The sequence below is a fragment of the Enterococcus rotai genome (genome assembly GCF_001465345.1).
Lineage (GTDB): Bacteria > Bacillota > Bacilli > Lactobacillales > Enterococcaceae > Enterococcus_L > Enterococcus_L rotai.
This window is the reverse complement of record NZ_CP013655.1, coordinates 1,514,753-1,527,376: the sequence shown is the minus strand read 5'-3', so window position 1 is coordinate 1,527,376 and position 12,624 is coordinate 1,514,753. Positions and strand designations below refer to the sequence as shown.

The 12,624-nt window shown below is 33.9% G+C and carries 11 protein-coding genes; 4 read left to right on the top strand and 7 right to left on the bottom strand.

Annotation, left to right across the window (positions count from 1 at the left end):
- Positions 1-39 precede the first annotated feature (39 nt).
- Both ATZ35_RS07045 and ATZ35_RS07040 read left to right on the top strand, forming a co-directional pair.
- Positions 40-1,359, top strand: a complete 1,320-nt coding sequence (locus ATZ35_RS07045) for a S1C family serine protease (protein ID WP_208930122.1) — start codon at positions 40-42, stop codon at positions 1,357-1,359.
- 153 nt (positions 1,360-1,512) lie between these two features.
- Positions 1,513-1,797, top strand: a complete 285-nt coding sequence (locus ATZ35_RS07040) for a hypothetical protein (protein ID WP_069647287.1) — start codon at positions 1,513-1,515, stop codon at positions 1,795-1,797.
- Positions 1,798-2,095: 298 nt separating this feature from the next.
- Here the strand turns inward: ATZ35_RS07040 and ATZ35_RS07035 are convergent, their stop codons facing one another.
- Together ATZ35_RS07035 and ATZ35_RS16875 are read right to left on the bottom strand one after the other, a co-directional pair.
- Positions 2,096-2,548: a universal stress protein gene (locus ATZ35_RS07035; protein ID WP_069640260.1), complete on the bottom strand. Its 453-nt coding sequence runs from the start codon at positions 2,546-2,548 to the stop codon at positions 2,096-2,098.
- A 132-nt stretch (positions 2,549-2,680) separates the two neighbouring features.
- Positions 2,681-6,103, bottom strand: coding sequence for a Cna B-type domain-containing protein (locus ATZ35_RS16875; protein WP_208930121.1), 3,423 nt, complete (start codon positions 6,101-6,103; stop codon positions 2,681-2,683).
- A 608-nt stretch (positions 6,104-6,711) separates the two neighbouring features.
- Between ATZ35_RS16875 and ATZ35_RS07025 the strand changes: the two genes are divergently transcribed.
- Positions 6,712-7,452: a tyrosine-protein phosphatase gene (locus ATZ35_RS07025; RefSeq protein ID WP_208930120.1), complete on the top strand. Its 741-nt coding sequence runs from the start codon at positions 6,712-6,714 to the stop codon at positions 7,450-7,452.
- 162 nt (positions 7,453-7,614) lie between these two features.
- The gene (locus ATZ35_RS07020) at positions 7,615-8,004 is read left to right on the top strand and encodes a hypothetical protein (protein ID WP_069640263.1); all 390 of its coding nucleotides are present in this window, start codon (positions 7,615-7,617) and stop codon (positions 8,002-8,004) included.
- A 191-nt stretch (positions 8,005-8,195) separates the two neighbouring features.
- Here the strand turns inward: ATZ35_RS07020 and ATZ35_RS07015 are convergent, their stop codons facing one another.
- The 5 genes from ATZ35_RS07015 to ATZ35_RS06995 form a co-directional block, all read right to left on the bottom strand.
- Entirely contained in the window at positions 8,196-9,536 is a 1,341-nt protein-coding gene (locus ATZ35_RS07015; protein WP_208930119.1) for a dihydrolipoyl dehydrogenase family protein, read from the bottom strand.
- Between the two features lie 76 nt (positions 9,537-9,612).
- Positions 9,613-10,734, bottom strand: coding sequence for a hypothetical protein (locus ATZ35_RS07010; protein WP_208930118.1), 1,122 nt, complete (start codon positions 10,732-10,734; stop codon positions 9,613-9,615).
- Between the two features lie 236 nt (positions 10,735-10,970).
- A complete protein-coding gene (ytpR, locus tag ATZ35_RS07005; protein WP_208930117.1) occupies positions 10,971-11,588 on the bottom strand; it encodes a YtpR family tRNA-binding protein in 618 nt (205 codons plus the stop codon).
- A gap of 194 nt (positions 11,589-11,782) precedes the next feature.
- Positions 11,783-12,253, bottom strand: coding sequence for a universal stress protein (locus tag ATZ35_RS07000; RefSeq protein WP_034702639.1), 471 nt, complete (start codon positions 12,251-12,253; stop codon positions 11,783-11,785).
- A 54-nt stretch (positions 12,254-12,307) separates the two neighbouring features.
- Complete coding sequence (locus ATZ35_RS06995) at positions 12,308-12,622, bottom strand: thioredoxin family protein (RefSeq protein ID WP_208930116.1); 315 nt, start codon at positions 12,620-12,622, stop codon at positions 12,308-12,310.
- Positions 12,623-12,624: the final 2 nt, after the last annotated feature.

The window sequence follows — 12,624 nt, the reverse complement described above, 5'->3', positions numbered from 1 at the left end:
ATATAATAAATAATGATAATTAAATAGGAGGTTGCTTGTATGCAAAAAAAAGATGTTACACCTAATTCAGATAAAAAACAAAACAGCTTGTTCAAGAAATTTGGGATTGGTTTAGTTGGGGGCTTACTTGGTGGTGCGCTTGCTTTTGGTGGTGCGTATGCCATCATGGGCCAAAATCCATCCTCATCTAATTCAAGCACAACAACAAATTCGGTAAAAGATAATAAAGGGGATACGAAAGTAACCAATGTTAGTTTAGACGTAAATAGTGATGTTACGAAGGCTGTGGATAAAGTGAAAGATTCTGTTGTTTCTGTTATCAATTTACAAAGCCCTAGTCAAAACAGCGATGCTAGTGGTTTTGGCAGTATCTTTGGCGGAAATGATGGTAGTGGCTCTGATGATGCTGAGTCTGATGGTAGTGACTTACAAGCTGCTAGTGAAGGTAGTGGCGTTATCTACAAAAAAGATGGTAAAACTGCTTACGTAGTCACAAATAATCACGTGGTAGATCAAGCTAAAGGATTAGAAGTTGTTTTACACGACGGGACTAAAGTTGAAGGCGAATTAGTTGGTACAGATTCTTATACTGACCTTGCCGTAATCAAGATTTCTTCTGATAAAGTGGATTCAATTGCTGAATTCGGCAATTCTGATAACTTGAAAATCGGTGAACCAGCTTTAGCGATCGGTTCTCCATTAGGTTCAGCATATGCGAACTCCGTAACGCAAGGGATCATTTCTTCATTAAACAGAAATATCCAAAATGAAAACAATGGGCAAGCGATCAATATTAATGCCATCCAAACAGATGCAGCGATCAACCCAGGAAATTCCGGTGGTCCTTTAGTAAATATTGAAGGGCAAGTGATTGGGATCAACTCAGTTAAAATCGTTCAATCTGAAAGCCAAGTCAGTGTTGAAGGTATGGGCTTTGCGATTCCAAGTAATGATGTAGTAAGCATCATCAATCAATTGGAAAAAGAAGGCAAAGTGACTCGTCCAGCATTGGGAATCACAATGGAAGAATTAACAAATGTTTCAACACAACAAAGAAAAGAAATCTTGAAGCTTCCTGATACTGTTCAAATGGGCGTACTTGTTCGTTCTGTTCAGACAGCAACACCTGCCGACAAAGCAGGACTTGAACGATACGACGTTATCACTAAAATCGATGACAAGGATATTGATTCTGTCACTGACTTACAAAGCGCACTTTACAAGAAAAAAGTCGGCGACAAGATGAAAGTTACCTTCTATCGTGATGGAAAAGAACAAAGCGTAGATGTTGATTTAACTATCGATCAATCCGCACTTAAACAAAACTCATCTAACTCAGATAATTCTCAAAATCCATAATTTCAGTTAAATAAAACTAGGTTGTATTCTTTTCAATTACATGAAAAAATACAGCCTAGTTTTTTGCTTTATTCATAAAGCTTTATAGGAGGAATAACTCAAAGAATATTGTAGAATAAAGATACAGTAAAAATATTGAAAGAGGGATGCACTATGGCTCACAAATTGCGCGAAGAATGGGATAAATTATTTGGTAAAAAATACGATTTAGATACAGTAAAAAATGCGAAGCATGATGAAAATGGACATTTCATTACAGGTGATGGTTTGAATACTGAGGTTTTGGGTCACCGTTCTATAGAAGATTTAAATGCCATGATGGATGCAGATTGGAATACCTTTTTAAATGATAGTACTTTGTTTACCTCTTTAGAAGAAGGAGAACAAGATAAAGTTCGTTCAAATGGGCCTAGTTTTGCTGAATATAACGGCGACTAGCAAATGTAAGTAAAGTCTATATATCGAATCTACACGTTCTGATGTCGCTGAATAATCACCGACATCTTTTTTTATGAAACTAATTACAGATAAAACTCCTCATCAGTACAGCTAAGATAGCTCTAAAAAGAGTCTAGGACATAACTCTACGAGTTATATCTCAGACTCAAAGAATACGTATAAACGGTGGGAGCAGAAGCAATCACTTCGCTTCGCTTCGATCACATCAAATTCTAAGTGCTAAAGCACTAAGATTTGAAGGCTTCGGAAATAAGTTTAAATTTAACATATATCGGGATCATCTCAAAATAAGTAGATTACTAGTCGTATTCTTTATAACATGTTTTGCGACAGATTCTAGTTCTCTTTTAGACAATAATTCATCATAGCTACCTAGGACGATTAAATCCATACTATTTTTTTCGATATATTTATTGATAAAAGATTTTGTACTGCCACTATAAATTGTAGTCACCAATTTGTCTACGCCTTCGGCTTTGACTTTCGAAATAACCTTATCCACATCTTTTTGATAATTTTCGTCATTCTCTTTAATCATATCATATTCATAAGGCATATACATTCCACTATCATATGGTAGATAATTCAGTTGTTCAAGCGCTTCTATTTCAGGTTTGTTAATTAATAAATGAAGTTCAGAATTTTCTCTTTGCGACATAGTAATGACTTCAGCTAATACTCCATTTGGTTCTCCAAATACATCAACTACTGTTACTATTTTTTTATACATAAAATTCACCTCAAATTTTTTCTTAAGTATACCATTCATTTGAAATTTATACCTTTAATACAACTTTATATTGCTTTTATTATCTCTTATTTAAGGATTAATTTTTGCGATCCGTATTTTTTTCTAATCATTTCACTTATGGTATTTTACCTTTTTTAAGCCTACATACCCCACAATTACTATCAATAGTATTCCTATTGCATAGAAAATCCAACTATTTTTTTCTCCCGTTGCTGGATAATCTTTATTAAGGCTATTTTTACTTGGCGTTTCAGGATCATTACCCTTTATTTCATTTTTGGGTATATGCGTATTTGTAATAATAATGTTGCCGACATTTTCGGCGTTGATTGTTACGTCGTATCCCTTAATATTTCCTACTTCTTTTACAGTGTAGACGATTGGTTGTCCATTGTTTTTCTCTGCCAAATCAGTCCAAGTCGTTGTCCAGTTATTGCCTTCATTTAAGGTAACTTCTTCTCCTGACTTTTCACCATCCGCGTATAATTGGACCTTGATACTGTCGGGACGTATGCCATCTTGATTATTTCCATCATTCCACGATTTCGTTACTGTTACACTGGTTTTGCCTGGTGTATAATGATTCGTAATAGTTGTTCCTTCTATACTTGTCGAATACTCTGGTACATCATTTTCTGTTACAGTATAAACGATCTCTTGCCCATCTTTATATTTAGGTAAGTTATCAAAATGGTATGTCCAGTTATCTTTTTCCGTTACTTCTTTTGAGTCAACTGGTGCTCCGTTTGCTAACAGGTTTACTGTTATCGTTGTTGGACGTTTACCGTCTTGATCGTTTTTATCATCCCATATTTTTGTTCCACTGATCTCTGTTACCTCTGGGATATGGGTATTTGTAATAATAATGTTACCGCTATTTTCGGCATTGACTGTTTTATTGTATCCTTCGATACTTCCTACTTCTTTTACAGTGTAGACAATCGGTTGTCCATTTTTTTTCTCTGCCAAATCAGTCCAAGTCGTTGTCCAGTTGTTGGCTTCATTTAAGGCAACTTCTTCTCCTGATTTTTCACCATCCGCATATAATTGGACCTTGATGCTGTTGGGACGTATGCCGTCTTGATTGTTTCCATCATTCCACGATTTCGTTACTGTTACACTGGTTTTGCCTGGTGTATAATGATTCGTAATAGTTGTTCCTTCTATACTTGTCGAATACTCTGGTACATCATTTTCTGTTACAGTATAAACGATCTCTTGCCCATCTTTATATTTAGGTAAGTTATCAAAATGGTATGTCCAGTTATCTTTTTCCGTTACTTCTTTTGAGTCAACTGGTGCTCCGTTTGCTAACAGGTTTACTGTTATCGTTGTTGGACGTTTACCGTCTTGATCGTTTTTATCATCCCATATTTTTGTTCCACTGATCTCTGTTGCCTCTGGGATATGGGTATTTGTAATAATAATGTTGCCGCTATTTTCAGCATTGACTGTTTTATTGTATCCTTCGATACTTCCTACTTCTTTTACACTGTAGACGATTGGTTGTCCATTGTTTTTCTCTGCCAAATCAGTCCAAGTCGTTGTCCAGTTATTGCCTTCATTTAAGGTAACTTCTTCTCCTGACTTTTCACCATCCGCGTATAATTGGACCTTGATACTGTCGGGACGTATGCCATCTTGATTGTTTCCATCATTCCACGATTTCGTTACTGTTACACTGGTTTTGCCTGGTGTATAATGATTCGTAATAGTTGTTCCTTCTATACTTGTTGAATACTCTGGCACATCATTTTCTGTTACAGTATAAACGATCTCTTGCCCATCTTTATATTTAGGTAAGTTATCAAAATGGTACGTCCAGTTATCTTTTTCCGTTACTTCTTTTGAGTCAACTGGTGCTCCGTTTGCTAACAGGTTTACTGTTATCGTTGTTGGACGTTTACCGTCTTGGTCATTCTTGTCATCCCATGTTTTTGTTCCACTGATTTCTGTTACCTCTGGGATATGGGTATTTGTAATATTCATCCCATCACTAATTGCTGTATAATTAGGAACGGAATTTTCTGTCACTGTATAGTCAATCTCTTTTCCCTCTTTATATTTAGGTAAATCAGAAAATTCATATGCCCATCCTTCATTTTCTGTAACATTCTTTGTTTGAATTATTTCTCCATCTGCTAATAAATTGACCACAATAGATGAGGGGCGTATCCCATCTTGATTATTTCCATCTTCCCATGATTTGACTCCTTTTAGGTCAATTGTTTCAGGTTTATACGTATTGGTTAAAAGGATAGCTTTTCCTTCATCAGTCGAATTTATACTCAAATCATATTTTGAATCAAGTTCTTCTCTAGCCGTATAATATAGAGGATTTCCATTATTATCTTTTATTGGTAAGTTCCCCCAGATATACTCCCAGCCATTTTCTTCATTTAGCTCTTGTACCTCACCAAATTTAGTTTCATTGCCTTGTGTCAGGCTTTCGTTACTTGTATGCGTGTATGGTTTATCGCTCTGATATAATTGTACAGGTAAATTCAATGGACGTATGCCATCTTGATTATTTGAATCATCCCAATTTTTCAACACTGAAAAAGATGTTTCGGATAAATCTAAATCAATACTGGTTCTGGTAGTTAATGTCCTTTCAATTGGTTGGTATCCACCGAGTGGTTGAACTCCACTTGAAATAAATACCAAATAGTAGGGATGTCTAGTCGTGAGCAGTGTATCTATATTAAAATAAATGACCGTATCATCGGCTTTATCTTTATCAATTAGGTCTTTCGGTATATCTATAGAGATTGTTCGCTTATCGTAGTCTTTATTAATTGTAGTATCTTTCGTAATATCGGTTATTTTAGAATTCTTATAGAGTTGTACCCCTATATTTATCTCTTCATCTTTTACTTGAAGTAATTTTTCTGTTTCTTGATCGATATTGTCTTCAAATTGCAATAAGTAATTATAATTTGTCCCATCGTCACCGTTTGGAATAATCTCTTTTGCGTTGATTTCAACGTTATTTATTTTGTTGATCACTTCTTGATACGAGGTATCATCATTGGTCTTTGTTTGCGCTTCTGTGTATAGATCTTTTATTAAAGGATTTGATTCAATTAACTTATTATCAAATTTTCCTCCAGTTAATTTCCAAATAACAACTTGTATTGCAGCATATCTAGTTAACTCGTTTGCATCACGATATCCTTCAACATTTGGTACAGAATTCTGTGTATCTTGATTTTCGTAGAAAGTTTGCATCAACCATAGTACTGAGCCAGATATTTTTTCGTTCATATCTACTTTATAATCTTGACCTGATGGATAGTATTTACTTTCGTCCAAACAAAAATATAAATTTTTATCATTATCGACAATCGTATATAATCTAGAATTCAATAAATTCAAATTAACTAGCTTAACATCAGGATTACCTTTTAAATTCGTATCTAAACGAACATTTTTAATTGGTTCTGGCGGCAAAATAGTCGCCTCCGCCTTGGCAACTTTAGGCAAACAAATAAAACTAAAGAAAATTAACAATAAATATATGTATTTCTTCATCTTTTCATCTTCTTTCTTTTTATAATTACATATAAATGGAATAGCATCTGATTTCCAATAACATTTCCAAAGTAATTTTTAAATCAAACATTTTTATAATTCACTAGACTATTCATGTTCTTTTATTAAAATCTACTCACTATTAAAACGTTATTGAAAATCTTATCTCGCATCAAACATTTCAGATTATACATTATCTCTAAAAATTATAAAAACCGGACACTCGTTATTTAATTATCACATCATGAAATGAAGTTTTCTCTTTCCTAGATTTTTAGAGTATCATCTGATTAACTAACTATTCAATATTAATATTTAATTTTATAATATTTTTAATTTAATTTCAAAATAAATGTTTTTATCATAAAAACGACTGATACCCAAGGAATTTCATCACCAATCAACATTTGTTTTTTTAAAATATATTTTAAAAAAATGAAAATTAACACTACAAATATAATTAATACTCATCTTACTTCTATAAAAATAAAATATTAATTTTTTATAAAGAGTCTCTGCTATTAACTATTTCATCTGTCTATTTATTTTACATCCACAAATATCGAGAGTATTATTACATATACAAATTATGTAGAAAGGTGTTTACTATGATAACAAATTTAAGAGATATAGGTGGCATTACCGTACCTACAGGAACTTTAAAAGAAGGATATTTCTATCGAAGTGGTCAGTTAGTTGGATTAGAGAAAAAAGATATTTTATTTTTAGAAGACGATTGTAGAATCAAAAAGGTCTATGATTTTAGAAACAAAACAGAAATTTCAGAGCAGCCAGATATGGATATGAACAACATTACAATAGAGAATATTGATATATTAGCATCTGAGGATTCATCTAGCATCGCTTCTTTACAAGGAATGTTAGATATTGACCAAAGTGATGTCGAAAAAGCGATGTTTGAAACCTATGAGGAACTTGTAGTCAGTGATTCTGCACTGTCTGGTTATAGTAAGTTTCTTACGGAAATATTAGAAGACAATCAACCTATTTTATTTCATTGTTTTGCCGGGAAGGATCGTACTGGATTTGCAGCTGCTCTTATTTTAAAAATAGCTGGTGCCTCTGATCAAAGTATCATGGACGATTATCTAAAAACAAATGAATCTAGAAAATCAGCAAATAAACAAATCATTGACTCACTGAAAAGCAAACTTACTGAACAACAACTAAACGCTTTGGAACTTGCTTTAAATGTTGATAAAACGTATTTATGTCATGCAAAAAAAGTTTTAGAAGAGCATTTTGGTTCTTTTGACAATTATTTACTTAAGGGATTAAAACTAGATACTGATTATGTAGATCAATTCAGAAAAAAATTTATTGTTTAGCTAGTTGTTGAACATAATCTATCTCATAAAACGAGGTTGAGATAGTTGTTTCTGTTTCCACCACTTATTCGAGTTGCTTAAGTCATAGGAAAATGTCTCATCTTCGTTTTAATTAATGTACTCCCCATAAAAAAGATCTGCTAGCGAATGGATGGTTATAAAGTGAAGGAAGAATTAAAAGACATCATCTCATATATTCCAATTATTTTTGTTCTTGCATATATCTTATTATTAGCAGATAAAACAGCTAAAATAGGTGTCTTTGGTACGATGATTACATTGTTGATAAACACTGATAACTATGAATTAAAGTATAAAAAAAAAATAAGTGAATCTACTAAATTAAAAATTTTAAAATTTAAAAATATTGCACTTACCTTTTATTGCAGTTGCTACATAACTGGGATTATAAATATTTTCATTACAAACGCTACTCTTCATACAGTAGTAAATTTAGTATTTCCTAGTATATTTTTTTTGATTATCTGGTTATATGTTCAAAAAATAATCCCTACAACGATTGATTATATGGAAAAAAACAGAAAAAAATAACAATGTTATGATTTTAAATTTTTCCGTCGTAATCATAACAAAGCAATTCCTTTTAAGAAGTTTTTCTATGAATGCCAACTATTGTCAAGACTGATATAGCGAGTATTCATCGTGCTATTCTCCTCACTAACAGGGTGAAGAAAACTCAAAGATTGAATTTCCTTCACTCGCATCGATTTTTCTATATTATTTTAATGATACGCTCTTAACACATCGTTCGCTAATGATGGGTAAGCAAAAATGATTTTTTTCAGCTCTGATTTAGTCCATCCCGCATGCAATGCCATCGTAAAATAATTAATAAACAAATCCGCTTGATTACTTAAGCTAGTTGCACCAACTATTCTATTATCACTTTTCTGATATATAACTTTTACTAACGCAATAGCGTCATTATTTTTTTTATATTCTAGCCAATCAGTCATATCAATCGTTTCAACGCTATATAGATCTTGATGTTCTTTGGCGTGGGAAATTGAGATGCCTACTTGGGCTAATTTAGGTTGACTAAAGGTGGACATCACGGATAATGGATAGTCTATGTTTTTCAGCCCATCTCCGGTCAAATGTTCGACTAAATAGTCTGCCTCCCAAACTGCATATGTAGCTAGTTTTGGTACAGAAGTGTTACTACAATCTCCACATGCATATATAGTTGATATGTTGGTTGTTAGATACTCATCGACGACAATACCGTGTTGATCTGATTCAATCCCGATCCTTTCAATTCCTAAATCAGATATATTTGGTATTCTACCAGCAACACAATAAATAGCATCTGCTTGATACTCGATACCTTTAGCCGTTATGGCACTATAATTGTCTCGATTCTTTTTTACTGCAATAAGCTGTTCATCAAAATGATAGTTTATTCCACGACGTTTATTTAACTCAATCAGCTTATAAACAAGTTCTTGGTCAAAGGCAGCTAAGGCTCGCTCATCATGCTGGATGACAGTCACTTCTGTATCAAAAGCTTCAGCAATGGTTATAAAGGCGAACGCAATAATCCCAGCCCCAATAAAAATTACTTTCTTCGGCAACTCTTTTTGCGTCAAAAAATCAGTACTGTCTTTTAAATAGTCGCTACCTTCAATTTGTAATGTTCTACTTTTTGCACCTGTTGCTATCACAAATTTTTCCCCTTCATATTGAGAGCCAGCTACTTCAATATGATGCTCATCCACAAATATTGCTTCTCCATAAATTGTATCGATTCCAGCCTTTCGCAATGCTGTTTCATGCTCTAGTGATTCAGTGTTCTCGAGTGAATCTATATAGGCCATAGCTGACTGCCAGTTGGGCGTTAGTTCATTTACCGCACCTGTTTTGGCTAGTTGCTGTGCAGTAAGTTTTAGCTCTGCAAAAGCAACCAACTCTTTTTTTCGAGTACTACCGTAGTTTGCAACTGCTCCACCAAACTTGTTAGCTTCGACAATAGCAACACTCACCCCTTTTTTATTTAGTCCGTAAGCAATCGTCAAACCACTTAACCCACTTCCAATAACAATCACATCATACGATTTTGTCATACACTCACTTTCCCATCTAGTTAATTTTAGCTTAGAATGTTTCGCTCTTTACTAAATATTCTTTTTAGTGATTTTATTATTCTTGAAGCAATTTTTTGGTATCGATCCTTAAAACTCGATCAACCCATACTTTTTCGTTTTCTCGATAAGGTTTAGCAGCAGACTCAAAAATCGCATATATTTGTCCTTCACTTGCTGACACTTGTTCTGCATGAGCCGGCATATCAACCACTTTCTCTATATCATTATCTAAAAAACTTTTTTTGTTTGTATCATAATTAAATAGTAGTAACTTAGAGTTTTTGAACGCACCATAAGATTGAGTAACAACTAGTTTATCTTCAACAAACGTAATCCCTTGTAACTCTTTAACGATTGTTTCATTTGTTTTGCTTTTATCTATATCCATAGTTGTGTGGATTACTTGCTCCGAAGCCAATTGCCCTGTCATTTTCCCTCTTTCATCCAAAGGGTACTGTTCTAACTTGCCATCTGATTGACTATCAAAATAGCCGACATATATATTTTTATTTGAATACGTAATGACTGACGCTCTTTTTACTTGTGGTAGTTCTACTTGTTGTGTGTACTTGATTGGTTGAAGCGTATTTTTTAATTCATAGTTTTCTATACTGTCCATCGGAATCGCAACAATTTCTGCTCGATCTTTATGGCGAGCGCAAACCCAGACATTTTTTGCAATCGGATCATATGTGATCCCTCCAACATGGGGATAGCCTTTAAGAACCACTGTTTTTATATACTGATGTGTATTCTTATCCAGCACATAAAAGACTGAATTATGTTTATGTTCATGACAATAAGAAGAAATAAGTAAGTAATCGCCTGCCATCGTGACTCCTTGTGGTGTCATAGAATCGCATTCAACGATTGTTTTTATCTGATTATTTTCAAGTGTTGTTGTACTAAGTAACCCCGGTATCACATACATGCCATTTTCCCTTTTTCCTTCTTGGGATTCGACAGCTAAATTATACAATTCTGAATATCCGATGATTGCTTCAGCCTGTTGCTCGTATGTTTTATAAATGGCAGGTGTTACATTCGTCATAGCTTCTTGCTGTTTCCCTATGTCTGTTGATAATGCCGAATCGTGTTCATTATTGAGTTTCGAACAACCAGAAAAAATCGTCATGAATGAAAGAAAAAGTATCATCCCCTTAAATCGAGTCTGCATAAAATCTCCTCCATTTCCAAATGCTTTATACTTCTTCTATTTCTTTAATTCTATTTAAAAAAATGATAAGTTGCAAATCTAAGGGTATCACTTTTTAAAAAGAGTCGTTTTCATAACAACCTATTCTCATTTAATAGATAGATTTAGTGTAATTAGAATAAATAAATAGGGACTGGAAGAAAACACATGGTGTTTTCTTCCAGTCCCTAACAACTAATAAATAGATTTAGGTACATTTATTTCCCAACAGGAAAGGCTTCGCCAATTACTGCATCAAAAGGCAATTCTAAAATTCCTTTTTTCGCTGGCGCATCAGGTAAGCGTAATTCACCTGCTGAACAAATCATGCCAAAACTTTCTACACCACGTAAAACTCCTGGCCAAATCATCAGACCATCTGGCATCATAGCACCTGGCTTTGCGACAACTACTTTTTGTCCTGCTTTGATATTTGGTGCACCACAAACGATTTGTAGCACTTCACCATTATTCACTTCTGTTTGAGTGATTGATAAATGATCTGAATCTGGGTGTTTTTTACAAGATTTTACAAACCCAATAACGATTTTTGGATCTATTTCATTAAGTAATGTTTCTGAAAATCCAGCTCTAGCAAGTTCCTCATTCACTTTAGTCAATTGCTCATCTGTTAATTCTATTTGACCAACGCCTTTTATATCACCTAAAACGGCAGATGCTTCAAAGATATTCCAAGCAACGGTTTGATCATCTTCTACAACACTTATTCGTGCTACATTTCCTTTACGTTCTACTTGATTATCTAGCCCTTTATCATCAGACACGATGACCATCAAGACATCGCCGACATGTTCCTTATTATAAGCAAAAATCATTTCTTTTCCTCACTCCATTTTTCTCATTTTCCAAGATACTTGCGTAAAAACCTTTCCATGCACGATATCTCCTGTCCTATCTTAACAAAAAAACAGATCCACTGCATGACATTTTTTCTTATACTCGCTTTATCCAGAAAAAATAGGTGAAACAAAACGGTTACGCCTTGCTTCACCTATTTTACATGCGTCATCTATTTTTCATTTAGCTCAGGATGAACGATCAAAACATCACACGGTGCATGACGTATGATGTAGCTGCTGACACTACCAATCATTAAGCGCTCTACGGCATTTAATCCTGACTGACCTACCATGATCAAATCAACTTCATATTTCTTAGGTAAATCTTGGCACATCACGTCTTTTGCCGAACCATAAGTTACAACTGTTTCGACCTGCGTAAAATCTACGCTTTTTGCATATTCTTTGCAATCATCAAGTAATTCTTTAGCATTTTCTGTTTCTTGATCTAATAAACTATCATTTAAAGAAGAATAACCCATCATTGCGTAGGCTTTATTTTCTATAATATGGGCGACGATTACACGTCCATTATTTCTTTTAGCTACTTCAATCGCTTGTTCGTAAGCTAAATTTGCTTGATCACTGCCATCTACACCAACTAAAATATTTTTATAGGTTTGTGTTAACACAGTACTCATCTCCCGATTGTTTTATTTTCTCTCTTGAATCAGTTTGCTAGTATTGTCTTATTTTCAGCTAATACTGTTTAAAAATGTCGAAATTTCTTCTTTTGTTTTACGCTCTTTATTGACCAAGCGACCTAATTCTTTGCCTTGATCTGTGACTACAAAACTCGGAATACCAAAAATATTCCATTCAGAAGCAAGGTCCATAAATTTATCACGGTCTACTTCAACAAAACGAAATTTTGGAAATTCTGCTTCGATTTCAGGCATCACCGGTTTGATAAAACGGCAGTCGCCACACCAATCTGCAGTGAAGAAAAAAACATTTTTATCTTGTTTTACATAGCTTGCTAGTTCTTCATAAGAAGTTGGAATAATCATAA